General features: G+C 60.6%; 29 protein-coding genes. 11 read left to right on the forward strand and 18 right to left on the reverse strand.

Annotated features, from left to right (window positions below):
* Positions 1-96: 96 nt before the first annotated feature.
* The 3 genes from Q1A63_RS06490 to Q1A63_RS06500 form a co-directional block, all read right to left on the reverse strand.
* Positions 97-1,557 carry a DEAD/DEAH box helicase gene (locus Q1A63_RS06490; RefSeq protein ID WP_298969885.1) on the reverse strand — a complete coding sequence of 487 codons (1,461 nt, stop codon included), beginning with the start codon at positions 1,555-1,557 and terminating at the stop codon, positions 97-99.
* A gap of 242 nt (positions 1,558-1,799) precedes the next feature.
* Positions 1,800-3,407: a peptide chain release factor 3 gene (locus tag Q1A63_RS06495; RefSeq protein WP_299404148.1), complete on the reverse strand. Its 1,608-nt coding sequence runs from the start codon at positions 3,405-3,407 to the stop codon at positions 1,800-1,802.
* A gap of 102 nt (positions 3,408-3,509) precedes the next feature.
* A complete protein-coding gene (locus Q1A63_RS06500; protein WP_298969883.1) occupies positions 3,510-4,517 on the reverse strand; it encodes a Hint domain-containing protein in 1,008 nt (335 codons plus the stop codon).
* Positions 4,518-4,659: 142 nt separating this feature from the next.
* Here Q1A63_RS06500 and Q1A63_RS06505 point away from each other — a divergent pair, with 142 nt between their 5' ends.
* The 6 genes from Q1A63_RS06505 (at position 4,660) to Q1A63_RS06530 (ending at position 8,827) form a co-directional block, all read left to right on the forward strand.
* Positions 4,660-5,439 carry an SDR family oxidoreductase gene (locus Q1A63_RS06505; RefSeq protein ID WP_298969882.1) on the forward strand — a complete coding sequence of 260 codons (780 nt, stop codon included), beginning with the start codon at positions 4,660-4,662 and terminating at the stop codon, positions 5,437-5,439.
* Between the two features lie 3 nt (positions 5,440-5,442).
* The gene (locus Q1A63_RS06510) at positions 5,443-6,561 is read left to right on the forward strand and encodes a hypothetical protein (protein ID WP_298969881.1); all 1,119 of its coding nucleotides are present in this window, start codon (positions 5,443-5,445) and stop codon (positions 6,559-6,561) included.
* Between the two features lie 93 nt (positions 6,562-6,654).
* On the forward strand, positions 6,655-7,737 hold the full coding sequence (locus Q1A63_RS06515; RefSeq protein WP_298969880.1) for an ABC transporter ATP-binding protein: 1,083 nt from the start codon (positions 6,655-6,657) through the stop codon (positions 7,735-7,737).
* Between the two features lie 21 nt (positions 7,738-7,758).
* Positions 7,759-8,109, forward strand: a complete 351-nt coding sequence (locus Q1A63_RS06520; RefSeq protein WP_298969879.1) for a Lin0512 family protein — start codon at positions 7,759-7,761, stop codon at positions 8,107-8,109.
* Positions 8,102-8,461 (forward strand): Lin0512 family protein, encoded by a 360-nt coding sequence (locus tag Q1A63_RS06525; protein ID WP_298969878.1) that lies wholly within the window; start codon positions 8,102-8,104, stop codon positions 8,459-8,461. The genes Q1A63_RS06520 and Q1A63_RS06525 overlap by 8 nt, the downstream gene beginning before the upstream one ends.
* 135 nt (positions 8,462-8,596) lie before the next feature.
* Positions 8,597-8,827 (forward strand): hypothetical protein, encoded by a 231-nt coding sequence (locus Q1A63_RS06530; RefSeq protein ID WP_298969877.1) that lies wholly within the window; start codon positions 8,597-8,599, stop codon positions 8,825-8,827.
* Between the two features lie 133 nt (positions 8,828-8,960).
* Here Q1A63_RS06530 and Q1A63_RS06535 read toward each other — a convergent pair whose 3' ends face one another.
* Together Q1A63_RS06535 and Q1A63_RS06540 are read right to left on the reverse strand one after the other, a co-directional pair.
* Positions 8,961-9,626 carry a YafY family protein gene (locus Q1A63_RS06535; RefSeq protein WP_298969876.1) on the reverse strand — a complete coding sequence of 222 codons (666 nt, stop codon included), beginning with the start codon at positions 9,624-9,626 and terminating at the stop codon, positions 8,961-8,963.
* Between the two features lie 27 nt (positions 9,627-9,653).
* The gene (locus tag Q1A63_RS06540) at positions 9,654-10,028 is read right to left on the reverse strand and encodes a hypothetical protein (RefSeq protein WP_298969875.1); all 375 of its coding nucleotides are present in this window, start codon (positions 10,026-10,028) and stop codon (positions 9,654-9,656) included.
* Between the two features lie 222 nt (positions 10,029-10,250).
* Here Q1A63_RS06540 and tatA point away from each other — a divergent pair, with 222 nt between their 5' ends.
* Genes tatA through Q1A63_RS06560 form a run of 4 tightly spaced genes read left to right on the forward strand, consistent with a single transcriptional unit; the run spans position 10,251 to position 12,609 of the window.
* Positions 10,251-10,460, forward strand: coding sequence for a twin-arginine translocase TatA/TatE family subunit (gene tatA, locus Q1A63_RS06545; protein WP_298969874.1), 210 nt, complete (start codon positions 10,251-10,253; stop codon positions 10,458-10,460).
* A gap of 3 nt (positions 10,461-10,463) precedes the next feature.
* Positions 10,464-10,922, forward strand: a complete 459-nt coding sequence (tatB, locus tag Q1A63_RS06550) for a Sec-independent protein translocase protein TatB (protein WP_299631091.1) — start codon at positions 10,464-10,466, stop codon at positions 10,920-10,922.
* Complete coding sequence (gene tatC, locus Q1A63_RS06555) at positions 10,919-11,767, forward strand: twin-arginine translocase subunit TatC (protein WP_298969872.1); 849 nt, start codon at positions 10,919-10,921, stop codon at positions 11,765-11,767. The genes tatB and tatC overlap by 4 nt, the downstream gene beginning before the upstream one ends.
* A complete protein-coding gene (locus tag Q1A63_RS06560; RefSeq protein ID WP_298969871.1) occupies positions 11,764-12,609 on the forward strand; it encodes an ATP-binding protein in 846 nt (281 codons plus the stop codon). Before tatC ends, Q1A63_RS06560 begins: the two co-directional genes overlap by 4 nt.
* Positions 12,610-12,771: 162 nt before the next feature.
* Here the strand turns inward: Q1A63_RS06560 and Q1A63_RS06565 are convergent, their stop codons facing one another.
* The 10 genes from Q1A63_RS06565 to radA form a co-directional block, all read right to left on the reverse strand.
* The gene (locus tag Q1A63_RS06565) at positions 12,772-13,797 is read right to left on the reverse strand and encodes a Hint domain-containing protein (protein ID WP_298969870.1); all 1,026 of its coding nucleotides are present in this window, start codon (positions 13,795-13,797) and stop codon (positions 12,772-12,774) included.
* Between the two features lie 157 nt (positions 13,798-13,954).
* Positions 13,955-15,154: a LysM peptidoglycan-binding domain-containing protein gene (locus tag Q1A63_RS06570; protein WP_298969869.1), complete on the reverse strand. Its 1,200-nt coding sequence runs from the start codon at positions 15,152-15,154 to the stop codon at positions 13,955-13,957.
* A gap of 69 nt (positions 15,155-15,223) precedes the next feature.
* On the reverse strand, positions 15,224-15,868 hold the full coding sequence (locus tag Q1A63_RS06575) for a protein-L-isoaspartate(D-aspartate) O-methyltransferase (protein WP_298969868.1): 645 nt from the start codon (positions 15,866-15,868) through the stop codon (positions 15,224-15,226).
* A complete protein-coding gene (gene surE, locus Q1A63_RS06580; protein ID WP_298969867.1) occupies positions 15,865-16,650 on the reverse strand; it encodes a 5'/3'-nucleotidase SurE in 786 nt (261 codons plus the stop codon). The genes Q1A63_RS06575 and surE overlap by 4 nt, the downstream gene beginning before the upstream one ends.
* Before the next feature lie 91 nt (positions 16,651-16,741).
* Positions 16,742-17,377, reverse strand: coding sequence for an SDR family NAD(P)-dependent oxidoreductase (locus Q1A63_RS06585; RefSeq protein WP_298969866.1), 636 nt, complete (start codon positions 17,375-17,377; stop codon positions 16,742-16,744).
* A 31-nt stretch (positions 17,378-17,408) separates the two neighbouring features.
* On the reverse strand, positions 17,409-17,813 hold the full coding sequence (locus tag Q1A63_RS06590) for a hypothetical protein (protein ID WP_298969865.1): 405 nt from the start codon (positions 17,811-17,813) through the stop codon (positions 17,409-17,411).
* 47 nt (positions 17,814-17,860) lie between these two features.
* A complete protein-coding gene (gene purF / locus Q1A63_RS06595) occupies positions 17,861-19,342 on the reverse strand; it encodes an amidophosphoribosyltransferase (protein WP_298969864.1) in 1,482 nt (493 codons plus the stop codon).
* A gap of 156 nt (positions 19,343-19,498) precedes the next feature.
* Positions 19,499-20,581 carry a PAS domain-containing sensor histidine kinase gene (locus Q1A63_RS06600; protein ID WP_298969863.1) on the reverse strand — a complete coding sequence of 361 codons (1,083 nt, stop codon included), beginning with the start codon at positions 20,579-20,581 and terminating at the stop codon, positions 19,499-19,501.
* Between the two features lie 99 nt (positions 20,582-20,680).
* Positions 20,681-21,235, reverse strand: a complete 555-nt coding sequence (locus Q1A63_RS06605; RefSeq protein WP_298969862.1) for a CvpA family protein — start codon at positions 21,233-21,235, stop codon at positions 20,681-20,683.
* A gap of 27 nt (positions 21,236-21,262) precedes the next feature.
* Entirely contained in the window at positions 21,263-22,624 is a 1,362-nt protein-coding gene (gene radA / locus Q1A63_RS06610; RefSeq protein WP_298970482.1) for a DNA repair protein RadA, read from the reverse strand.
* Between the two features lie 137 nt (positions 22,625-22,761).
* Between radA and Q1A63_RS06615 the strand changes: the two genes are divergently transcribed.
* On the forward strand, positions 22,762-23,109 hold the full coding sequence (locus Q1A63_RS06615) for a cupin domain-containing protein (protein WP_298969861.1): 348 nt from the start codon (positions 22,762-22,764) through the stop codon (positions 23,107-23,109).
* Here the strand turns inward: Q1A63_RS06615 and Q1A63_RS06620 are convergent.
* The 3 genes from Q1A63_RS06620 to alr are packed head-to-tail and all read right to left on the reverse strand — an operon-like array spanning position 23,106 to position 25,653.
* Positions 23,106-23,852: an ATP-binding cassette domain-containing protein gene (locus Q1A63_RS06620; RefSeq protein ID WP_298969860.1), complete on the reverse strand. Its 747-nt coding sequence runs from the start codon at positions 23,850-23,852 to the stop codon at positions 23,106-23,108. The genes Q1A63_RS06615 and Q1A63_RS06620 overlap by 4 nt on opposite strands.
* A complete protein-coding gene (locus Q1A63_RS06625; protein WP_299631092.1) occupies positions 23,849-24,625 on the reverse strand; it encodes an ABC transporter permease in 777 nt (258 codons plus the stop codon). Before Q1A63_RS06625 ends, Q1A63_RS06620 begins: the two co-directional genes overlap by 4 nt.
* On the reverse strand, positions 24,622-25,653 hold the full coding sequence (alr, locus tag Q1A63_RS06630; protein ID WP_299631093.1) for an alanine racemase: 1,032 nt from the start codon (positions 25,651-25,653) through the stop codon (positions 24,622-24,624). Before alr ends, Q1A63_RS06625 begins: the two co-directional genes overlap by 4 nt.
* Positions 25,654-25,696: the final 43 nt, after the last annotated feature.

Genomic DNA, 25,696 nt, shown 5'->3' on the forward strand with positions numbered 1-25,696 from the left:
TTTCTTGAAAGCGAATATGGGCGCGGCGTTTATGCCGCGCCCATACCGTCTTGATATCTCGTGCTTTGGGGCTGTTTGAGTGGGCAGCGCCCGCTCTTAGCCAGCGGCGCTGCGTTCCTTGAAACTCAGGCCGATGAACTCGGGGGTATGATCTCCCAGACCCACGACCTTGTTGCCGCCCCGATCCCCGCCTGACGACCGCCCCCGGCTGGAGGACCGTCCGCGATTGCCGCGCTTGCTATCTTCGCTTTTGCTTTCTTGCGACACGGCTGGGGCTTCTTGCACGTCCGCCGGTTGCTCTTTGGCCACGTCATCCGTTTTACGGCTGCGCGACCGGCTGCGTTTTGGTTTTTCGTCACCCTTTTCCGCCGTCTCGGGCCTCGGGTCGTCTGCTTTGGCAGCTTTCGCGGCAACCGGGTTTTCGATGCGCGGAATTTCCCGCTGCACCAGCCGCTCAATATCGCTCAGGTTCTTTTCATCGCGCGGTACGCAAATCATGATCGCCTTACCATCGCGGCCCGCGCGACCGGTGCGGCCAATCCGGTGCACATAGTCCTCGGCGTGGCTTGGGACATCAAAGTTAAACACGTGGCTGACGGAGGGTACATCCAATCCGCGCGCCGCCACATCGGAGGCGACAAGAAAACGCAGCGTGCCTTCGCGAAACCCGTCGAGGGTCTTGGTCCGCTGGCTTTGATCCAGATCACCGTGGATCGGTGCTGCGTCATAGCCGTATTTTTTCAAGGACTTGGCGACGATATCCACATCGACCTTGCGGTTGCAGAAGACAATCGCATTGGTGCATTTGTCGCCTTCCGCATCGATCAGGCCGCGCAACACCTTGCGCTTTTCCGTTGCCTCGCGGTCGCGGCGGCTGCCCTTGAACATCACCACACCCTGTTGAATGTTTTCGCCTGTCGTGGCCTGACGGGCCACTTCGATCCGCTCGGGGGCAGACAGGAAAGTGTTGGTGATGCGTTCGATCTCGGGTGCCATTGTTGCCGAGAAAAACAGGGTCTGGCGTGTGAAGGGCGTGAGGCCAAAGATGCGTTCGATGTCCGGGATGAAGCCCATGTCGAGCATCCGGTCGGCCTCATCCACCACCATGACTTTCACATCGTTGAGGATCAGTTTACCGCGCTCGAAATGATCGAGCAGCCGACCCGGTGTGGCGATCAGCACATCGACACCCTTGTCGATGAGCAGGTCTTGTTCCTTGAAGCTGACGCCACCAATGAGCAGCGCTTTGGTCAGCTTGACGTGTTTGGCATAGGTATCGAAGTTTTCGGCCACCTGTGCTGCCAACTCGCGGGTGGGGCAGAGCACAAGGCTGCGCGGCATGCGCGCACGGGCGCGGCCGCGGGCCAGTTGGGTGATCAGCGGCAGCACGAAGCTGGCGGTCTTGCCGGTGCCGGTTTGGGCGATGCCCAGAACGTCCTTGCCTTCGAGGGCAGGGGGAATCGCACCCGCTTGAATGGGTGTGGGGCTCTCATAGCCCGCTTCGGCGATGGCTTTCAGGACTTTTGGATTCAGGCTCAGGTCAGAAAATTTGGTCATATGTGTCCGGTTTTGGCGGACACTCTCTTGGCCCGCAGCAGCGTTCATGTCGGCCCGCATGGCCCAAGGGGCGACTTCTGTCGCGACATGCTGCGCGTAACTAGCAACAAGTGCTGCCTGCGTCAAACAGATGCGCTATCCATTTGTGAAATCAGGAAAATGCGGGATCAGATACCCGTCAAGGTAGAAAATTCAGCCCCTGATCCGATTGCTGATGCGAGTCTGCCCCGAAATCAGCCCGGTCAGACCATCATTTCCTTTGTCGCCGTCAGGGTGATGTCCGGATAGTCGCGCGCCACGCGGTCGATGTCCCACTGCAAGCGGGTCAGATAGACGATGTCGCCATCGTGGTCATGCGAAATATGCTGTTTGTTGCTCTCGGTGAATTTATCAACGGCTTGCTTGTCGCCGTTCACCCAGCGGGCAGAGGTGAATTGCGAGGCCTCAAACCGCACCGGCAGCCCGTATTCCAGCTCGATCCGGCTGGCGAGCACTTCAAATTGCAACTGCCCGACCACACCGACAACAAAGCCGGAGCCAATCGAGGGTTTGAAGACCTTCGCGGCCCCTTCTTCGGCAAATTGCATCAGGGCTTTTTCCAGATGCTTGGCTTTCATCGGGTCGCCCGCGCGCACGCCTTGCAAGAGTTCGGGCGCAAAAGACGGGATGCCGGTGACCCGAATGGCTTCGCCTTCGGTCAGCGTGTCGCCGATGCGCAGCTGCCCGTGGTTGGGAATGCCGATGATGTCGCCCGCCCAGGCCTCTTCCGCCAATTCGCGGTCAGAGGCCAGAAACATCACCGGGTTGGTGATCGCCATCGGTTTTTTCGACCGCACATGGGTCAGTTTCATCCCGCGTTCAAAATGCCCCGAGGCCAGACGCACAAATGCCACGCGGTCGCGGTGTTTCGGATCCATATTGGCCTGCACCTTGAAAACGAATCCGGCCACTTTCTTTTCTTCGGGCAGAATCTGGCGCGGCTCGGCTGACTGGATTTGCGGCTGCGGCCCATAGGTGGCGATGCCCTCCATCAACTCTTTGACACCAAAGGAATTGATCGCCGAGCCAAACCAGATGGGCGTCAGCGACCCTTCATGCATCGCGGCCATGTCCAGCGGCGGCAGGAGTTCCCGCGCCATTTCCAGATCTTCGCGCAGCTTTTCCAAAAGATCCGCGGGCACATGTTCGGCAAGTTTCGGATCGTCCAGACCGTTGATCTCGATAGATTCGGCGACACGGTTGCGGTCCGCACGGTCCATCAGTTCCAGACGGTCGCGCAGCATGTCGTAACAGCCCAGAAAGTCTCGCCCAACACCGATGGGCCAGCTTGCAGGTGTGACGTCGATGGCGAGGTTTTCCTGGATTTCATCGATGATCTCGAAGACATCGCGGCTTTCGCGGTCCATCTTGTTACAGAAGGTCAAAATGGGCAGATCGCGCATCCGGCAGACCTCGAACAGCTTTTGCGTCTGGCTTTCAACCCCCTTGGCTCCGTCGATGACCATGACCGCCGCGTCCACGGCGGTGAGAGTGCGATACGTGTCTTCGGAGAAATCCGAGTGGCCGGGTGTGTCCACCAGATTGAACCGGAACTCCTTGAAATCAAAAGACATGGCAGAGGCTGAGACAGAGATGCCCCGGTCCTTTTCCATCGCCATGAAATCCGAGCGGGTGCGGCGTGCTTCGCCCTTGGCGCGCACCTGACCGGCCATCTGGATCGCCCCGCCAAAGAGCAGGAATTTTTCCGTGAGCGTGGTCTTGCCCGCATCCGGGTGGCTGATGATCGCGAAAGTGCGGCGGCGCGCAATTTCAGGGGGCAACTCGGGGCGGTTTTGGGGCGTGTCCAACATGAGCGAGCATATAGCGATGCGCAGACGGGGCGGCAAGCGCAGAGGGTGTTTTCGAAAAGCGAGAGGTTGGCAGCGCCAGGCTGGGGGTCAGACCACCGGCGATCAGCGCAAGGACGCGCGGCGCAAGACTTCCGCCGCATCCGGGTGGTCCAGCAATTGTTCCTGCACGTCCAGACGTTTGAGGTCGCTGCGATGACGGGCGGGCAGCATCACCCCCGGTTCTTCGGTCACCATCCGGGACAGGAGCGGTGCGGTGCGGTCGTCCACCAGCATGGATTCCGCCGCAATCCCCTCGGCATAAATAATCTGATGATTGTCGAAAAGCAGTTGGAAATACTCGACAAAACCACCGTGCTGCACCGTGACCGTTTTGCCATTCACCAGATGGCGCGCCTTAACCAGAACTTCCGGTCGTCCCGCGCCCAGACGGTCGGTGCGCTGATAGATGAACAACCGATGATCCGGACTGACAAGCAGGTCGCGCGTGTTGTTCAAAGCCCCTGCGGCAATGCAAATCGGCGCAAAATCCCCCACAGCGCGCTGGGTGCTTTGCCCGACCCACCGGATCTTTTGCATGCCCTCATCGCGGGTCAGCACCGCGTCGCCGGGACGCAGGGTTTCAATCGGGCGCTGCCGACCGGATGCCATCGTGATATTGGTGCCGCGCGCAAAGGAGACGCAGGCCACCTGCGCGAGCCTTTCGCTGACCTTCAGGGTATCAAGACCAACGATGTGATAGTCTTTCAGCGGCAGAAGCGGTGCCAGGGGCAGCGCGAATATGTCTTCGGCCTCACCGGTGTCATCGATCTGGACCAGCACAATCACTTCTGTCACGGGCGCATCCGGTGACATCAGCGTTAATGCGCAATCAAGGTGGATCTTTGCGCCGGGGGTGCCCACTTCGGAGGTTTCCGCGATCCGGAAAGCATCCGTCTCATCCCGTATCAGGGTGAGCCTGTAGGATTGTGCATCGCTTTGTAAACGGTAGACATCGTCCATCACCAGATCACTGGCAAAGCTCAGCCCTTCGGCTTCGTTCACGCCGGAGACGACCACGATATCCGCGCCGCGCAGAACTGAAACCGATTGACTGCCGATCTGTGAGGACATCAGGGATACATACTTTTCGTCTCGAATTTACAATGAGTTATTCTAGAATTGTGGCGCTCTGCGGTCAACTTTCCGGTGTTTTACTGGTCTCTCCAGCATATGTGGTGTTAGGCATGAGCCCAAACGCAACAGGGAGCATGACATGGATTTGGGAATTAAGAGTAAACGCGCGGTTGTTTGTGCGTCTTCCAAGGGCCTGGGGCTGGGCTGCGCGCAGGCATTGGCCGCGGCAGGGTGCGATCTTGTCATGAATGCGCGCGGATCAGAGGCGCTTGAGGCCGCGGCGGAGGCGATCCGCGCGGCGCATGGTGTAACCGTGCAGACGGTGGCGGCGGATGTCACCTCCGACGCTGGCCGGGCGGAGCTTCTGGCCGCTGCAGGGGACGCAGATATTCTGGTTAATAACGCAGGCGGTCCGCCCCCCGGCATGTGGCACGACTGGGACCGCGAGGATTTCATCAAAGCGCTCGATTCCAACATGTTGACGCCAATCGCAATGATCAAAGCGCTGGTGCCCGGCATGATGGCGCGGGGCTGGGGCCGCGTGGTCAACATAACCTCGCAGTCTGTCAAGGCGCCGATCCCGCAACTGGGTCTCAGCAATGCAGCGCGCACCGGATTGACCGGCTATGTGGCAGGCACCAGCCGTCAGGTCGCGGGCAAGGGAGTCACCATCAACAATCTGCTGCCCGGCATTCATGCGACGGACCGTGCCGAAGCGCTGGACGGGCCCGTGGCCAAACGCGAAGGCATTTCCATCGACGAGGCCCGCGCGCGGCGCGCCGCGATTATTCCGGCGGGGCGCTATGGCACGGCTGAGGAATTCGGGGCAGCCTGCGCGTTTTTGTGCTCGCAACACGCGGGTTTCATTGTCGGGCAGAACATCCTGTGTGATGGCGGCGCCACCAACGCGACGATTTGATCCATGGCTGAAAAATTCTCGCTCAAGGATCATCTGTTCAACGTCACGACAGTCGCACAATTGGCGCATGAATACGCATCCGGCGTGCCCGGCTTCGATCCTGCGCGGTTTCAGAAAGAGGCGCTAGCGGGGTTTCCGGAGCGGGAACTGATGGCGCGGCTGGATTGGCTAGCAGATTGTGTGGAAGCGCAGCTTTCAAACGCATTCCCTGACATGGCCGACCAACTGGAAGCCGCCATGCCCGCGCCGTTGGATCCTGGTCTGAAAGATGATGATTTTGGCCAGTTTATCCACGCGGTGCCGGGTATCCTTGCGGTGCGCCACGGTCTTGAGGAGCATCGCGAGCGGGCGATGGCACTTCTTTATCGCGCAACGCAGCGGTTCTCGATGGAATTCTACATCCGCCCGTTTCTGAACCGGTGGAAAGCGGAAACGCTCGCCGACCTGAGCGTCTGGGCGGAGGATGACAACTACCATGTGCGGCGCTTGGTCAGCGAAGGGACCCGCCCCAAGCTGCCCTGGGCCAAGGCCGTCACATTGACCCCGGAGCACACGCTGCCCCTGCTCGACAGGCTGCATGGCGATCCGACGCGTTATGTGACGCGGTCCGTTGCCAACCATCTCAACGACCTGACAAAGCAACACCCGGACCTGGTTCTGGACACCCTCGACGGGTGGCAGGGGCAGGCTGCGCAGCAGGCCAAGGAATTGGATTGGATGACCCGTCACGCCCTGCGCACGCTGATCAAACAGGGACATGCCGGGGCCATGACCGCCTTGGGGTTTGACGCCGATGCACCGGTCACCGTCGATCTTGAGATCGCGGCGCCCAAGATCAAGATCGGCGATACCCTGACCTTCACCTGTGTCATTGACGCCCCTGCGGACCTGCCGGTGCTGGTCGACTACCGTATTGGTTTTGCGCGCCCGGACGGCAAGTCGGGGGAAAAGGTGTTCAAACTGAAACAAGGGCAGGTGCGGCCCGGCAAGCCGCTGACCCTCAAAAAGGCGCATAAGCTGAAGGGGGATGCGACGACCTTCAAGCTTTACGCCGGCACGCATGCGTTGACGGTACAGGTGAATGGCGTTGATCGGGCGACAGGCGCCTTTGAACTGGTTTGAGCGCGGGGCATGTCATGACAGCAGCGCTTGCGGGCGCAGAGCAGGGCTGATAGCCCCTTATCCGATGAATTCTATCGGATTTGGAAGACCCGCGTGACACCTCCCCCGCCACGGCTAGAGATCAGGAACCTGCGCCGCGCCTTTGACGGTCGGGCCGTGGTGGACGATATCAGTTTTGCCATCCAGCCCGGGCAGGTGACCTGCCTGCTGGGCCCCTCGGGGTGCGGCAAATCCACGACCCTGCGGATGATCGCCGGGGTCGAGATGCAGGACAGTGGCGAGATTTACGTGGACGGGCAGCTGGTCTGTGACACGATTTTCCGCCTGCCGCCGGAGCGGCGCGAGATTGGGTTGATGTTTCAGGACTTTGCCCTTTTTCCGCATCTGAGTGTGGCGGACAATGTGGCCTTTGGGCTGAAATCGGGTGCGAAAGCCGACAAACGCAAACGGGTCGAAGAACTGCTAGACCGGGTCGACCTGATGCGGTTCATCGATGGCTACCCGCATCAGCTTTCGGGGGGTGAACAGCAACGCGTGGCCCTGGCCCGGGCGCTGGCACCCAAGCCCAAGATCATGTTGATGGACGAGCCCTTTTCCGGCCTCGACAACCGCCTGCGCGACGGCATCCGGGACGAGACGCTGAACATCCTCAAGGAAGAGGACACAGCTGTCCTGCTGGTCACCCATGAGCCGGATGAGGCCATGCGCATGGCCGATGAGATCGCCCTGATGCGCGACGGGCGGATCGTGCAACAGGGCGCGCCCTACAACGTCTACACTCGCCCGGTGGACCGCGCCGCCGTGGCGTTTTTCTCCGATGCCAATGTGCTGCATGCGGATGTCAGCGGTGCGCTGGCGGAAACGCCTTTTGGACAGTTTCTCGCCCCCGGCGTGCCGGACGGGACATCGGTCAACATCGTCTTTCGACCGCAGCATGTGCGCATCGATTTTGACCGCAACGGCACGGGGCCGAAGCCAACAGCAACGGACGGTACGGCGGCGCGTGGCGTGGTGCAGCGCGCGCGCTTTATGGGCAATGAGAGCCTTGTCGAGTTCGTCATGGATTACGATGGCTCCGTGCTGCGCGCGACGGTGCCCAATGTGTTCCTGCCACAGCCGGGCACGGTGATGTGGCTGACGATCCGGCGCGACCGGTGTTTTGTATTTGATGCCTGACGGGCAAAGAGGGAGACGGCGATGAAGCGGCTTTTGGTGGAATTCGGTATGGGCACATCCCTGCGGCGCGGGGATTACACGCAAGCAGCGGTGCGCGGTGTGAAAGACGCGCTGTGGCACAATTCGATCAACCTTGCGGAGCTTTTCGGTTTTGAAAAAACCGACATGCGGATCACCGTCGACATCGGCGTGCAGGACCCTGACACGGTGGATGTCGAAGAGGTGCGCAAGGTCTTTCCCTACGGACAGACAGAGGTGCGGGTGCATCACGGCGGCCTGGATGTGGCGCGCCCGGAAGGTGAGGGCAACCCGACGATCATGGCCAATGTGGCGCTGACGGTGGGCTTTGACATGGAGCGGGCAGATGGCTGAGCAACGTTTGATCATTGAGATGGGCATGGGCAACGACCTGCACGGGCAGGACTATACCAAGGCCGCCAAACGGGCGATCGAAGATGCGTTTCGCCATTCCTCGCTGCCGATCTTCGGGGCTGTGGGCATGGGGCATGACCAGATGCGGGTGCAGGTCACGGTCGGCGTTCAGGAGCCGGATGCGGTCGATACCGCGGCGCTGGCGGCGACCCTGCCCCGGGGACGCGCCGAGGTGCGGGTCGTCAAGGGCGGGCTGAATGTCGCGACCGATACCGACGATCCAATCGTGATCGCGCAGGCCAGTGTCGAGGCGTTTCTGCCGCCCCAGAAGGGGTGGCGCCTCAAACCCTAGATCGGCGCTTTTCCGCCTGAGCGCGCGGCGCCAATCCGCTTTTTGGAACAATCTGCGTCTTGCTGCGTTATCGCGGTGCACTTAAAAAGCAAAGCGCCGGAGTTGATCTGGCAAATTTTGACAAGGAAATAACCAATGACAAAAACTGGTATCGTAGTAACTCTCGCCATGATGGGCCTGTTGCAGGCCTGTGCAACGACACCCCAACAACAAAGACAGGTTGGGTGCGTCGGCGCCGGTGTTGCCGGTGCATTGGCGGGTGCCGCTGTCGGCAATCAGCTTGGTGGCGGATCCGGTAATGATATCCTGACGGCCGGTGGTGCTGTTGCGGGCGGTGTTGCCGCAAATAACGCAGCGGGCTGCTGATCACGCCGCTCCGAGAGGGGCGGTCAGATAAACTGAAATGGTGCTGTTTCGGCCCGAAACGAAATAGCGCCCTTTTGCCCCAAATTTTTCAAAAGCAATTTGCTTCCCCGCGCGACGCGTGCTGCATATTTCTTCACGGCACATAATCGGCAATCGTCTTGCCCGGTTCGTCGACAAAGAGTTCGGGCAAGGCCTCCGCAGTTTGGATCAGATCGACGCGGAACACACGGAAGGCATCGCGCATTTCGCACCACGCGGTCAGGGTCCAGATGCGCCCCCAGTATTCCATATGCAACGGACGGATGGTGCGGGTCGTAACCTGCGCCTCCTTGGAGGTATAGGTCAGGCGCAGCTTTTGTTTGGCGCGGATGGCCGCGCGCAGCGTTGGCATGTGAGAAAAGCCGCGCGCTGCATCGGCAAAGGGGTAGACCGCAAACTTCCACGCGTCCGCTTCGGCGATGGTCTGGGTGGGCAGCACGGCATCAACCTTGTCTGCAAGGCTGAGGGCTGCGGATTTCAGATCGGTATCAGCGGCTTCTGCAACGATGGCCACGCCGAGATTGAGCGCTTCAAGCTCCTCGACCGTGAGCGTAAGCGGTGGCAAGGTGATGGCTTCGGTGATCATATAACCCACGCCGCGTTCACCTTCGACCGGAACACCCGAGGCCATCAGCGTGTCCATGTCGCGGTAGATCGTGCGGGTCGAGACCTCCAGCCGTTCAGCGATGTCCTGCGCGCGGTGCAGTTTTCCGTCACGCAGGATCTGGATGATGTCAAAGAGGCGGTCAGTACGGCGCATGGCGCAGTTGTGCCAGCCGCGGGTGGGTTAGTCCATTGTCAGCAGGATGGGTGCATGCCGCAGTGTCACGCTGTCCGCGGCGATCACGGTCATCATGGGCGCCGCCTCGGGTTGCGCCATCAGGGCATCTGCGGCGTCCTTCGCGGCCTGCAAGGAGGTCCAGACGATATGATCCGTCCAGATACCGTCCGCATCCACGCTTAAGGTGCGCGAAATAACCGCGCCGGTGCCCCGCAGATAGGGTTCGATCCCGCGCGCTGCCGCGACGAATGCTTGGGGATCGGTGCCTGCCACCAGCTTGAAGGTGACAACCTCGGCAACCGGTTCCGCCTGGGCCGGGCTGCGCATGGCGTCCGCGGCGGCAAAGGCGATGAGAGTTGTGAAAAGGGGAAGTCTACGCATGAAGGGGTCCTTTCAATATTCTGCGATGTGAATGGACATGGCAGAGGACAACTGACATAAACCTGTCAGTTGAGACCGCGTGCTATCACTTTTTCAGGGGTGATCGCAGTTTGAAGGGGTCAAATCGGGCTTCGGCGCTTTCCGCGCGGGCCTGATTTCCGTAATCCTGAGCCGGAAATGCGCGTTCCTGCATTGGAGCGCCAATGTTATGGGAGACTTGAGATGTTGAACAATATTGGCCTGCCGGGTCTTTTGCTGATCGCGGTGGTGGTGCTTGTGCTCTTTGGGCGCGGCAAAATCTCCAGCCTGATGGGCGAAGTGGGCAAGGGCATCACGTCGTTCAAGAAGGGCATCAGCGAAGGCCAGGACGAAATCGCCAAATCCGAAGAAGCCAAGGATGTGACGCCCGAGTCTGAGAAAGACAAGGTCTGATCCATGTTCGATATTGGCTGGACGGAGATGCTGGTGATCGGCATCGTCGCGCTGATCGTTGTGGGGCCAAAGGATTTGCCCGTACTGTTCCGGACATTGGGGCAGTTTGTCGGCAAGGCCAAAGGCATGGCACGTGAATTCAGCCGCGCGATGAACGATGCCGCGGATGAGACCGGCATGAAGGATGTTGCCAAGGGTCTGAAGACGGCCACCAATCCGATCAATTCAGCCATGGAGGGGGTAAAAAGCGCCGCCGCTGACCTGGGCAAGTTCGATCCGGAGAGTGAGACCGGCAAAATGGCCGCGGACCGCGCGGAGCAGACCAAGAAGATCCAGGCGGCCACGGCCCGCGCGGCGGCAGACCGCAAGATGAAAGAGGCGCAGGAGGCGCAGGCGGCTGCGGCAAAGCTGGAAGCGGCGCGTGATGCAGATCCGACGCCGCCCGCAAAGAGTGACACATGAGTGCATCCGAAGACATTGACGAAAGCGCCGCCCCGCTGATCGAGCATCTGGCGGAGCTGCGCACGCGGCTGATTCGCTCCGTGCTGGCCTTTCTGGTGGGCATGATCATCTGTTTCACCGTGGCCACGCCGATTTTCAACTTTCTCACGGACCCGCTATGCACCGTGCTGTCCGACCGCGGGCAGGATTGCGATTTGATCTTCATCAGCCCGCAGGAGGGGTTCTTTGTCGCAATCAAAGTGTCGCTTCTGGGTGGATTTATCCTGTCTTTTCCAGTGATTGCGCATCAGATGTGGCGGTTCGTGGCGCCTGGGCTCTACAAGAATGAAAAGGGCGCCTTCCTGCCCTTCCTGATCGCGTCGCCGGTGATGTTTCTGCTGGGCGCGTCTTTTGCCTTCTATGTGGTCACACCACTGGCCTATGATTTCTTCCTTGGCTTCCAGCAGTTCGGCGATGGCGGCGAGGCGGTCGTCGGTGACCCGGCCACATCGCCTGGTCTGAGCGTGGTTTTCCAGGGGTCCGCGCAGGAATACCTGAACCTGACGATCAAGTTCATCGTGGCCTTTGGCATGTGTTTCCAACTGCCGGTGCTGCTGACCCTGATGGGCAAGGCCGGGCTGGTGAGTGCGGAAGGCCTGGGCAATGTGCGTAAATACGCCGTGGTGGCTATTCTGGTACTCGCGGCTCTGGTGACCCCGCCCGACGTGATCACACAGGTGATCCTCTTTGTGGTGGTCTACGGGCTCTACGAGGTGTCGATCTTTCTGGTGAAACGTGTGGAGGGCAAACGCGAAGCCCGGCTGCGCGCCGAAGGCTATTACGACGATGAGGACGACCTGACGTGATCGACGACCCGATGGACCGCATCGCGGCCGCGCTGGAGCGGATGGCTCCGGCGCCGCAGGCGGCCCCTGATTTTGCTGCGGCTTCCGCCTTTGTCTGGCATATTGATCCGGACCGTTTGGAACCGGTGCCACAGGTGGCGCGGGTTGATCTGTCGCTGCTTGTGGGGATCGACCGGTCGCGCGATACGCTTTTGGCCAATACAGAGCAGTTTGCCCGCGGATTGCCCGCAAACAACGCGCTGCTCTGGGGCGCGCGGGGGATGGGAAAATCCAGCCTTGTGAAATCGATACACGGCGAAGTTCATGCAAGACATGAAGCTTTGCGGATTGTCGAACTGCAGCGCGAAGATCTGCCCTCTGTCGGTCGGTTGCTGAACCTGCTGCGCGGTGCGCCTTACCGCTTTATCCTGTTTTGCGACGACCTGAGTTTTGGCCATGATGACGCGCATTACAAAAGCCTGAAAGCGGTTCTGGATGGTGGCATCGAGGGGCGGCCCGATAATGTGGTTCTCTATGCGACCTCCAACCGGCGCCACCTGATGCCGCGTGACATGATCGAAAACGAACGCGGCAGTGCCATCAACCCGTCAGAGGCGGTGGAGGAAAAAGTCTCGCTCTCGGATCGGTTTGGCCTCTGGCTCGGTTTTCATCCCTGCGACCAGGATCAGTATCTGGAGATGATCCGCCGGTATTGCACAGCCCATCACGTTGACATTGATGATGAGGACCTGCGCGCGGAAGCAATTGAATGGCAAGCGACACGCGGGTCCCGATCCGGTCGCGTTGCGTGGCAGTATTTCACCGACCTGGCGGGGCGTAGGGGTGTGACGCTGTCGGGTTGACCGCCTGCAGCAGTTGCACGACCTTGTTGGATCGCCGCGCGGACGCCTTAGCATCCCGCCCGCATCCCAATGTGATTTGCAAAGATTTACAGGCGCCCAAGCCACGGATCCCGAACGAAAGAGACGTGGTGACGTCATGCAGGGGTTTGATCGGGCGCCGAATCATGGGGTGAGACAGGCGGCTTCAAAATGGCGCAGACACCGCGCGGCCTTCGGACCATAGGCGGCAAGATCGGGAAAAAGGTGCTCGATCTCCGCGCGCGCCGCGGGGTTGACAGTCTGAAGTGTCATGTCCCCGGGGTAGAGGCTTTCTGACCACAGCCCCGATGCGCGCACGAGCTGGTGTGCGTCAAACAGGATATGACAATAGGTGATCGTGCCTCCCGGGCGGCGATAAACGCCATCATGAGCCAAGAGATCCACCGCGCGCACAAGCACATCGGGCGCCCCATAGAGCAGCTCCGCGCGCCAATCCTCGACCAAAAGAGCATGTTGTGGCGAGACGACAAGATCAGCCTCATTACCGAACACACCGGCTGAGACCACAATCGGCGCCAGATCCCCCATGGCAGGCACTGTTGTTGTCCCCGCCCAGCGGAGCGGTTGCAGACCGTCATCGCGGGTCAATACGTTGTCGCCAACGCGCAATTCCTGAACCGGGCGCGGACCTTCGGCTGTCTCGATCAGCGTATCGGCGGCGAAACAGACAACCGTCGCGCCCAGGCCCAAATGTGGTGTGCTGTTGTCATTCTCGACAATAGCGCCAACGGTCAGATCGGTATCCGCGGGGGGCATGCCATCGGGAAAGACAAGATAATATCCGTTTTCCGCGCCCGCTTCGATGGTGTCGTTGTTGTTCAGATCCACATCAATGACCGCGACGCGCCAGGTGGTGGTGCCGTCGGTGACCTCAAAGGTGTAGTCCCAGATCAACTGTGTCTGGGTGCCGCCGATGTTGGTGGTCTGCTGCCAGACCCCTCCGATCTGTTCCTGGGCCGAGACGGTCTCGTTGGTCGGGTCACCGTTGAATTGTGTGGCGCCATCGTTTTCTTCGACAACGAAATAGGTATCGGGGCCCGTATAGCGCCACGTGCCGCTTGGCGCGAAGCGATAGTCAATTGCCGCGCCGCCGGAGGTTGAGCTCTGGCTGCCCAGAATGGCAGAGGTGTAGCCGTAAAAAACAGCCATGCGTTCAATCCAATAGTTTGGAACCGTTGGAATTGTTTCTGCCGGGGAAACCGGGCACGACCATGGCCTGCTCCCCTTGGATTGGGGCAAAGCCATGGCGATTTCAGGGTGTTTTCAGTGCTTTAACACTTTTTACGCGAAGGCGCCCCGGCGTCGATCACCGCAGGTAGGGCATTGGATCGACGCTGTCGAAGCCCTTGCGCACTTCGAAATGCACATAGGCGTCATTGCCTTCGCGCAGCTTGGCAATGGTCTGACCGCGGTTGACCTTTGTGCCTTTTTCGACCGAGACGTCGGTGACATTCGCATAGACGGTCAGCAATTCGGGGTCATGCCGGATCACGATGATCGGCACACCATCTGCGCTTTTGGTAATGGCTGCGACCGTGCCGGCATCCGCTGCATTCACCGGGTCACCGGCATTTGCCTTGATGTTGATGCCTTCGTTCTTGCCCTTCGCATATTCACGGATAATGGATCCGCTCACCGGGAAGACCATGGCCGCACCCGATGCGGTTTGGGTCTGTTCGCCGACATCTACCGGCGGTGGCGCTTCGGGCGTTACGGTTTTTTCAGGCTCAGGCAGGGGCTTTGTTGCACTGGGCGGCGTTGGGGTCGGTGATCCTGCACCGGGCTGGGTGACGGCGGCCTCCGCCGTTGTCGTCGCGGGGGCGGCCTGTTTGGCCACTGGGATCAACAGATACTGACCTTCGCGGATCGCAAAATCCGGTCCCAACCCGTTCCATTCAGCCAGAGATTTGACAGGAACACCGTAGAGGCGGGCGATGGTATAGGCGGTCTCGCCACGTTCGACCTTGTGGCGCGTCGGCTCATCGCCGGTCTGGGGTTGCGGTGCGGTCTGGGCCGGGGGCAGGGCGGCGGTCTGCACGCCTTGTGTTTCCGGGGAGCGGTTGATGGCATCGCCCGCGAGGGTGCCGATATCGACACCGCCGGGCTGAATGGGACCTGTGCCAATGGCACCGGTAGCGGGCGAGGGTTCGGCCACACGATTGGGCAGGGCAATGACTTCACCGCTACGCAGGGTCGCACCAGGTTCGATGCCATTGAAACTGGCCAGTTCCGGCGCGCTGACGCCCAGACGATTGGCCACCGTTTCAATCGTATCGCCGCGTTCGGCCACCGCCACCTGGTAATTCGGATAGGAGATGACGCCACGATTATCCGGGCTGGGTCGCTGTGCGGTCACCACCTGGGTTGCGGCATCAGCTGTGCTGAACCCGCCGAGCCCGCCGCGCAAGTCAAAATCAAGCGGTTGGCCGCAGGCCGAGAGCACAACCAGCCCGGTTGCAGTCATCAGCGAGAGGCGCGCGCGGCTGCGCGGAAATACTTGGATCATCTGCTTGTCCTCAATAAGCCATCGGCACGCATTGGTTGTTCCAACACTTTATCCGCCCTTTATAGCAGCTTATCCGTCCTTTCCCAAGCCTTCGAGCAAGGGAACAAAGCGAACCTGCCGTAATTCGTCATATTCAAAGCCCTCCGGCGTCTTGCGCACGACAATCAGGTGCTGCACGGCGTCGGACTGGCCCACAGGCACAACCATGATCCCGCCCACCTTGAGCTGCTCCATCAGCGTGCCGGGGGGGTCTTCTGCGGCCGCGGTGACAATGATGCGGTCGAAAGGCGCCTGATCCGACAATCCAAAGCTGCCATCTCCGGTGATGGCGGTGATGTTCGTCAAATCCATGTCATCAAAGATATCGCGGGCCTCACGGACAAGGCGGCTGTGCCGGTCAATCGTATAGACACGGCGCGCCAGCTTGCTCAGGATCGCGGCCTGGTACCCAGACCCGGTGCCCACTTCGAGCACCTTGTCGCGCGGGCTGATGTGCAGCGCCTGTGTCATGAGTCCCACGACAGAGGGTTGGCTGATCGTTTGACCACAAGCGATGGGCAGCGGCATATCCTCATAGGCGCGTTCTGAGAAGATCCCACGAATGAAGGGGCCGCGGTCAATGGTTTCCATGGCCGAGAGCACGCGCTTGTCCGTGACGCCCTTGGAGCGGAGCGCATAGAGGAACTGCATCTTGCGCGTCGCGTCGTCACTCATGTAGCGATGCCCGACAATTGTCCCATCATCTCATGTGCTGTGAGATCCGCGCGCATTGGTGTGACAGAGACGTATCCGTCCAGATTGTCCGCCGCGTCGCTGCCCGGTGCTGTCGCGATCTGCTGGTTCCCGCCCTTGATCCACAGGAACCTGCGCCCGGAGGGCGAGCTGTGGGGTTCCGTCGAAAAGCCGGTGCCGGGACGCATGCCTTGGGTGGACAGGCGGATGCCTTTGACGCCCGCGCCAGGGACGGGTGGAAAATTCACGTTGTAAAACAGGCGGTAGCCGCCGTTCTCTTCGGGTGTGTGGGCCAGGATGCGTCGCACAACCTCGGCGCCATGTTGAGCGGATGCCTCAAACGGATCTTCGGTCTGTGCATTTTGCGGACCATAGTATTGAGAGAGTGCGATGGCTGGCAGCCCCTGCAACGCGGCCTCCATCGCGCCGCCGATGGTCCCCGAATAAAGCGTGTTTTCCGCAGAGTTGTTGCCCCGGTTGACGCCTGAGAGCACAAGGTCGGGCGGCGTTTCCTTCATCACGTCGTGCAGCCCGGCGAGCACACAGTCGGCGGGCGAGCCTTCGGCGGCAAAGCGGCGCGGTTCAAATTCACTGATCATCATCGGATGGGTGTAGCTGATGCAATGCCCGACGCCTGATTGCTCGAAGGCGGGCGCCACGGTCCAAACCTCGCCGGTGTCCCCCGCGAGGTCGGTTGCGATGGCATGCAGGACCTTCAGCCCCGGAGCGTTGATGCCGTCGTCATTTGTGATGAGAATGCGCATGGATAAATCCCTTTGCGCCTTGATAGGCGAGGGTCGCGCAGGCGGCAAGGGCGGGAGCCTCCGGCGGGGATATTTAGGGCCAGAAGAAGCGTTAGAGCTGCGCGAGAATGTCGGCGGCCGCTTTTGCAGGTGTGGTCAGCCCCGTGCGGTTCTCGCCCGGGTAGAAGCGGGCCCGCGTGGCGGTGGGCATGGGCGGTGGTGACAGAATACTGACCTTTGGCCCCGTGTTTGCCGTCTCTGCTTGCCAGCTTTTGGCCAGCGCGATTTGTGCAGCCTTGGTGGCGCCGTAGCTGCCGAAGAATTTTGTGCCCGCCTGTGCATCCTCAAAGAAAACCGCATGTCCGCTTTGGCCGAGCAGTGGCGAGATATAGGTGATCAATTTCGATGTGGCGGCAATATTGGCCGTGACGGATTTGGAAAAATCCTTGCTGTCGATGTGATCTGCCGGGGCGAGGGGGGCTGCGTGTATTGCCGTGTGGCACCACAGATCCAGCCCGTTCCACCGATCAAAGATGCCACGACACAAGGTCGCCATGGCGTCGGCGTTGGTGATATCCATGGGCGCAAGGGTTGCAGACCCGCCTTTGGCGGTGATCCGGTCGTCGAGTTCTTCGAGCGCGCCGGTGGTTTTGGCGACCGCGATGATGTGATGCGTCGGCGCGAGGGCTTCGGCGAGTGCTGCGCCCAGGCCACGTGAGGCGCCGGTGATGAGAACTGTTTTTGTCATGCGGGGGTGATGGGCACGAATAGCGGGCGCGTCAAGCGATCTTGCGATGATATGTGAGTGTCAGAAAGGCGCAGTGGTCAATGGCATGCAGGGAGCGGTGCCCGCCCAGCGGCATGCGCATCGCGCGATTGCCATCATACTCGAAGGCATTTGGGTACAGCGTTTTCATCGTCTCGATCAGCGTCGTTTGGCAATGGACATAGAGGCTGAACTTCTCGGGCGCGTCCGGGTCCCACCCACATCGCAAGGTGGTCCCGATGCGCGGTTTCCTTGGCAACCACGAAGGCTGCCCCCATTTCAGCGTCTCGGTGAGTGGGCCAATTTCTGCGCGGGCTGCCGCATCATGTACCGTTTCACGGATTCTGCAGAACAGGTCGCGTGCCGGTACTGGCCAACTGGCGGTTTTCGCGGCGATATCACGTGGTATGGGAGGCATGGGATCGAAGATGCCCTTTCGCCCTGACAGTTTCAGTCAGCAGCGGGTTATTCCGCGGCCTTCATTTCAAAACCGCTTTCGATCTGATCGGCGGGTTCAACAGGGTATTCACCTGAGAAACAGGCGTCGCAATACTGTGGCTGAGCGCTGTTGCGCCCCTTGGTCTCGCCCACAGCCCGGTAAAGACCATCAAGCGAGATGAAGCGCAGGCTGTCGACCTGCAGATGGTCGCGCATCTCTTCCTCGGACATGGTCGCAGCGAGCAGTTTTTCGCGTTGCGGCGTGTCGACGCCATAAAAACAGGGCCATGCCGTGGGCGGGGACGCGATGCGGAAATGCACCTCGGCAGCGCCGGCATCGAGGATCATCTCCTTGATCTTGCGCGATGTGGTGCCGCGCACTACGGAATCGTCGACCAGAATGACCCGTTTGCCCGCGATCAGGGCGCGGTTCACGTTCAATTTCAGGCGCACGCCCATGTTGCGGATCTGCTCGGTCGGCTCGATAAAGGTCCGCCCCATATATTGGTTGCGAATGATGCCCATCGCGTAGGGAATGCCTGATTGCAGCGAATATCCGATGGCTGCGGGCGTGCCGGAATCGGGCACCGGGCAGACCAGATCAGCCTCAACCGGCGCCTCCTTGGCCAATTCGCGGCCGATGGCCTCGCGGGTTTCGTAGACGGACCGACCGCCGAGAATACTATCGGGGCGGCTGAAGTAGACATGTTCGAAGATGCAGAAACGCGGTTTTTGCGGGCGGAACGGGAAGTGCGATTCAACGCCCTTATCCGTGATCACCACCATTTCGCCAGGTTCGATCTCGCGGATGAAATCTGCGCCAATGATGTCCAATGCGCAGGTTTCGGAACTCAGCGCCCAGCCTTCCCCGACACGGCCCAGCACCAGAGGCCGCACGCCCAACGGATCGCGCACGCCGATCAGCTTGGTGCGGGTCATGGCCACCACCGAAAACGCGCCCTCGACCCGGCGCAGGGCGTCTTCCATCCGTTCGGGTATTGTGCGCTGCAGGCTGCGGGCCATCAGGTGGATGATGCATTCGCTGTCGGAGGAGGATTGGAAAATCGAGCCGCGTTCGATCAACTCGCGGCGCAGCGCATTTGCGTTGGTGATATTGCCGTTGTGCGCAATGGCAGCACCGCCCATGGCAAACTCGCCAAAAAACGGTTGCACATCGCGGATGGCGGTCTGGCCTTTGGACCCCGCTGTGGAATACCGCACGTGACCGATGGCGAGCGGGCCGGGCAGGGTTTCCATGATCTTCTGTGAGGTGAAGTTGTCGCGCACGTATCCGAAACGTCTGGCGGACTGGAAGCCCTGATCCGGGTGATGGGAGACGATGCCGCCCGCTTCCTGCCCCCGGTGCTGCAGCGCGTGCAGCCCAAGCGCCACGAAATTTGCCGCGTCCACAACGCCAATGACGCCAAAGATGCCGCATTCTTCCTTGAGTTTATCGTCGTCATCGCCATCGCGCAGATAGGATGCGTCAAAAGGGTGTGCGGCAGGCATGATTTTGGACAACGGGGCAGCTCCGAATCCGATGTAAGCGACACGCTCTATGTAGGGCGTTGGGAGAAGACTGTCACGAAACTATCATGGTTCAATCGATGAATGTCGCCCCTTGGCAACGGTCACGACACCTATGACGCGAAGTTATCCTGTTTTTCAGGCGCCCGCCTGGCGCACACGGTTTTCAGGCTTGCCACCGACAATGCTTCCGGGAAGCGAAAAGGTAATCGCGCTGCCGCCATTGCCCGACATCTCATCAATGGAAATCTTGCCGCCGCGCGCCAGCAGCAGACGCCGCACGCTGAGCAAGCCGTATCCGCTGTCGCTGCGGAAGGAGCCGGTTTCCAGAAACGCCTGACCAGGATTGTCAAAGCCTGAGCCATCGTCCTGCACCACGACGCTGACCATGCCGGGTGCCGCGGCGTGGACCGAAATATCAACATGCAGCTTCGATTTCTTACCGTGCTTCAGTGCATTGTCGAGCAGGTTGCGCAACACGATCTGAAAAGCGGTTTTGTCGCCATCCACCACCATGTCTGGCCAGCGGATGTCATGCGCGGCCCAAGGGTCCAGGACATCACATAGCGTCTGACACAACAGGCCCAAATCAAACGGGCCTTCGCAGGGATGGGCCGTTGTCTCTTGAGTGTGTGACAGGACATCCCGGATCAATTCGCCTGACTTGACGGCGACATCTTCGAGCATGTCGATCAGTTCCAACTTGCCGTCGCCCCGATCCTCAAAGTCTTCGCGCAGCATGTCGATCAGAATGGAGATGTTGCGCATGGGCGTGCGCAGATCATGTGCAGCCAGGGAAATGAATTGTTCCCGTTCCGTCATCGGTTTCATGATCGGCGCCTCAGGCGCATAGGAGTGAAGCATTGGCGAGGCTTCGGTTGCCGTACCGATGAGGCGCAATATGGTTCCATCCGACCCGCGTTTGGGGATCCAGGTGGTGCGCATGCGTTTGGATCGCCCTTCTACCGGCAGGATCACCTCACTGACGGCGGTATCCCCCATGGCAAAGGCCAGCGCCTGGCTTTCGTACATCGCGTCGCCGCAGGCGCTGGGAAAAACGTCGCGCGCGGTGCGTCCGATGACCCGCGCGCGGGGCAGGTCAAAGGCGGTCTCAGCGGCGCTGTTCCAGCCGGTGTAGCGCAGTACGCCCTGCGCATCCGGTTCAGTTACAAACACAGATGCCGCGACATGTTCGAAGCAGTCAAAGAATGGATCGGTCACACGGTGCCCCTCAGCGTCTTCCTTGCGCGGAAGCTAGGGTTTTACTCTTTAAACCGCGTTAAAATCGCAGCAATTTTGTGCAACTATCCGGGTTTGCCATCAGGCTCCGCAGTTTCCAACCAGCGTTTCATATTGCTGGGTGATCCAGCCGAGCGCCTGTTCGGGCTCGGAATTTTGAATCCGGTCTGAAATCTGCGCGAACACCACGGCCGACCGGCTTTCGTCGACGACCGTATAGGTCTCGCCCGTCACGACGGTTTCGTAGACAAAAAACGCGATGGCAATCAACAGCACGCCGCGTGCGACGCCGAAGAGGAAGCCAAAGCCCTGATCGATGCCGCCAAGCGCCGAGCGCTGCACCACCGAGGCAAACAGCGGGGTAAAGAGCGAGACAACGATCAGCGCGACCGCAAACACCAGGGCGAAAGCGCCGATGATCGATAACTCGCAACTGTCGGCAAGGAACTCGCCCACCACCGGGATCTCACGCACCAGTGGCTCAACCTGTGGCGCAAAGAGAAAGCCCAGGATTGCCGCGGCAATCCATCCGACAATTGCCATGACCTCGCGCACGAGGCCGCGCCCATAGGCCAGCAACGCCGAGACAACGATGATCAGCGCCACAACGCCGTCAATGATGGTAAAACCTTCCATAGTCTCCGAAGCCTTTCGTCGCCGTGCCTATCCGGCACCAAATATTTCACCCACAAACCCGGTCAGATCCCCCATCGTGTTCAGGGAAATCCCACTCACACCAACCGGTTTGCCGCCTCCGGGGGCAATTGCAGCGGTGAAACCAAGTTTTTGCGCCTCTTTCAACCTGTTTTCGGTCTGTGTCGCGGGACGTAACGCGCCGGACAGGCTGATTTCGCCAAAAACCACGGTGTCGGCGGGCAGGGCGGCGTCTTCTCGCGCGCTCAGCAAGGCGGCCGCGACGGCGAGATCGGCGGCAGGTTCGGAGACCTTCATGCCACCCGCGACATTGAGGTACACATCAAGCCCGGCAAAAGGGATGCCGCAGCGCGCCTCCAACACCGCAAGGATCATGGCAAGGCGTCCACCGTCCCAGCCGACAACGGTGCGTCGCGCTTGGGCATGGGGCGAGGGGGCCACCAGGGCCTGAAATTCCACCAGCACAGGCCGCGTGCCTTCGACACCGGCAAAAACCACCGATCCGGGTGAGGGCTCGCCCCGTTCAGAGAGAAACAGCGCCGAGGGGTTCGCCACCTCGGCCAGCCCCTTGCCGGTCATCTCGAAAACGCCAATCTCATCGGCGGGACCAAAGCGGTTTTTGACTGCGCGCAGGATGCGGAATTGATGCCCGCGCTCGCCTTCGAAATAAAGCACCGTGTCGACCATATGTTCGACCACGCGCGGGCCGGCGATCTGGCCTTCCTTGGTGACGTGACCCACCAGAATGACGCTGATGCCCTTGCGTTTGGCAAAGCTGGTCAGCTCATGGGCGGCGGCGCGCACCTGGCTGACGGAACCGGGGGCGCTTTCGACGTTGTCGGCCCACATCGTCTGGATGGAATCGATGATCGCCAGTTGCGGCTTTTCTGCCTCCAGCGTGGTGAGGATGTCGCGCAGGTTGGTTTCGGCGGCGAGCTTCACGGGCGCGTCGGCGAGGCCAAGGCGCTGTGCCCGCATGCGAACCTGGGCCGAGGCCTCCTCCCCCGAGACATAGATCGTTTTCAGCCCGGAGCGCGCAAACTGCGCCGCGGCCTGCAGCAACAGGGTCGATTTACCGATACCGGGATCGCCGCCCACCAGAATGGCAGAGGCCGGAACCAGCCCGCCGCCCAGGACCCGGTCCAGCTCTTCGATCCCCGACTGGGTGCGGGGCGGTGGGGCTTCTTCTGTTGCTAGATCGGTCAGGACAATTGAGGAGCCGCGTTTCGCGCCGAGTGATTTGGCGGGGCCTTTGGAGATCCCTGCGTCTTCGGAGATGGTATTCCACTCGCCACAGGCTTCGCAGCGCCCGGCCCATTTGGTGGTGACATTGCCGCAAGCAGAACAGGAAAAGGAGGGGGATTTGGCCATTTTGCTTTCATGCCCCAGCGCGACGGGCGGGTCAAAGTCAAAAGTGACGTCGCCTGTTGCAAAACCAGGCAGGGCCACATTGACGCGGGCCGGGTTTTGCCGCCACATCGCGGAAAGGTGTTGAAAAGGGGGGCGGCATGACGGTTATCAGCACAGAGACAGCATCGCATTACCTCTGGCAGCAGGTCTGTGACGGCTGGCCGCTGGTGGATCATCCCGGTTTGTCGGTCAAACAGGAACGCATGCCACCCGGAAAAGCGGAAGACCGTCACCATCACACATTGTCACGGCAATTTTTCTATGTGCTGGCAGGGGAGTTGACCATGGAACTGGATGGAACACGTCATGCCATCAGCGCCAATCAAGGGATCGAAGTTGCTCCCGGTCTATCCCATCAAGCCCGCAATGACAGCCCCGGGCCGGTTGATTTTCTGGTGGTGTCCAGCCCGAGTGCTGCCGACGACCGGATCTTGGAAAACCGCTAACGCACCGCCTCGATCGGCCCCTCGGCCTTGCCCTGAATGAACTGGTCGAGATAGGGGTTGCCGCTCGCGTCCATCTGGGCCACCGGACCGGTCCATTGGATCACCCCGTCGTGCAGCATGGCGATGTTATCCGCGATGGCCCGCACCGATGTCATATCATGGGTGATGGTCATGGCAGTCGCGCCCATTTCCACCACGATCTCGCGAATGAGCTCGTTGATCACGCCCGACATGATCGGATCAAGGCCGGTGGTGGGCTCGTCAAAGAAGATGATCTCTGGCTCCGCCGCAATGGCGCGCGCAAGGCCGACACGTTTGGCCATGCCGCCTGACAGTTCGGCGGGAAAACGATCCGCCACATCCGGCTTCAGGCCCACGCGCCGCAGCTTTTCAATGGCAATTTCACGCGCCTCGTCGCGCGGACGTTTCAGCGAGCCGCGCAGCAGGCGAAACGCGACGTTTTGCCAGACGGGCAGGCTGTCGAAAAGCGCACCACCCTGAAACAGCATCCCGAAACGCGCCAGAAAGGCATCGCGGTCTCCGGAGGCGGCGTCCTTGCCGTCCACGCTGATGGTGCCTTTGTCTTGTTTGACCAGGCCCAGAATGCATTTCAGCGCGATGGATTTCCCGGTGCCCGACCCGCCGATGATCACCATCGAGGTGCCGGTTTCAATGTTCAGGTCCAGCCCGCGCAAAACATGGTTGCTGCCGAAGGATTTATGGACGTCTTTCATCTTGATCATAGCGAGAAAAACACCCCGGTGAGCAGGAAGTTCGCGGCAAGGATCAACACCGCGGCCCCTTCGACGGAGGATTTGGTGGCGCGCCCCACACCCATCGCGCCGCGGCCCGAGTGCATGCCGTAGTAGCATCCCATCAAGGTGGCGGCGAAGCCGAAGAACGCGCCCTTGGTCAGCGACGAGATCAGATCCAGCGGCTCCAGGAAATCCACCGTATTACGGATGTAGCCTGCCGGATTGAAGCCAAGCGTGCCGGTGGCAACCGCGTAGCCGCCAAAGACGCCGACGATATCGCCCACTGCGACCAGCACCGGCACGACCAGCACCCCCGCGAGCACCCGCGGCACGGCGAGATATTTCATCGGATGCGTCGACAGGGTGATCAGCGCGTCGATCTGTTCGGTGACTTTCATGGTTCCGATTTCGGCGGCAATTGACGAGGTGACGCGGGCGGCGATCATCAGCCCAACCATCACCGGCCCAAGTTCACGCACAATACCGATGGCAACGATCTGCGGCACAACGGCTTCGGCGTTGAACCGCGAGCCACCTGCGTAGATCTGCAGGGCCAGCGCACCGCCGGTGAAAACGGCCGTCAGACCGACCACGGGCAGCGACAGCCAGCCGATGTTCAGCAGCGCGGACAGGAATTCGCGACCGTAAAACGGCGGGCGCAGCATATGGCTGATGGTTTCGAAACCAAAGATCGCGATGCGTCCAATGGTGGCGAGCACGGTCAGGACAGTGCGACCTATGAGAGCGAGCGGATTTGTCAAAGATAGACGCGCTTGTAGCGCGCTCCCAGTGAGGTCAGGATTTCGTAACCAATGGTCTCAGCGAAGCCTGCGACGGTGTCCACCGATTGATGGGGTCCAATCAGTTCAAGATGTTCGGGCTCTTCGGCGATGCCGGTCACATCCACGCCGATCAGATCCATGGAAATGCGCCCTACCACCGGCACGGATGAGCTGCCGGTGTGCAGGCGCGCGTTGGGGCCCATGGCGCGGATGATGCCATCGGCGTAGCCCGCCGCAATCGTGGCGATCCGGGAAGGGCCGCGCGCCACCCATGTGTTGGAATAGCCGACGGTCTCTCCCACCGCGACATCGCGGATCTGGATCACCGGCGCATAAAGCGACACAACCGGGCGCGCATCGATATAGGGCAGGCCCCCGTAGAGGCCGATGCCCGGGCGCACCATGTCAAAGTGGTAATCAGGCCCCAGAAGCGTACCGCCTGTCGCTGCCAGCGAGCGCGGCACGCCGACATCCTGCGTCATCTCATGGAACACCTGCAACTGGCGCGCGTTCATCGCGTGATCGGGTGCGTCGGCACAGGCCAGATGCGACATGATCAGGGTTGGGCGCTGTTCCAGGGCGACCTCGCGCAGGGCGGTCCATTCTGCGTCCTCCATGCCCAACCGGTTCATGCCGGTGTCAAGCTGGAGCCCGAAAGGATGCCCGGGCAGGGCCTCCACATGGCGCAGCATCTGGTCGATGGAATTCAGCATCGGGGTCAATTCAGCGTCACGGATCAAAGGGGTGTCCCGCTCCATATGTCCCGAAAAGACATTGATCTGCGGGCCTTTGCCCAGGAACTTGCGCAGGGCGGCCCCTTCTTCGGCCACGGCGACAAAAAACGTCCGGGCGCCGGCGCGGGTCAGCGCCTTCACAACCTGTGGCATGCCCAGCCCATAGGCGTCGGCTTTGACAACCGCGGCCGCCTTGCCACCCGCCATCGCGTTGAGGTTCCGCCAGTTCTCGGTCACCGCCGAAAGATCAATTGTCAGGGTCGCTATCGCCATGGCCGGGTTTTGACAGGGATGCCGAGCGCGTCAAGTAGAAAAT

Origin of the sequence: uncultured Roseobacter sp., assembly GCF_947499265.1 — a bacterium.
Taxonomy (GTDB): domain Bacteria; phylum Pseudomonadota; class Alphaproteobacteria; order Rhodobacterales; family Rhodobacteraceae; genus Roseobacter.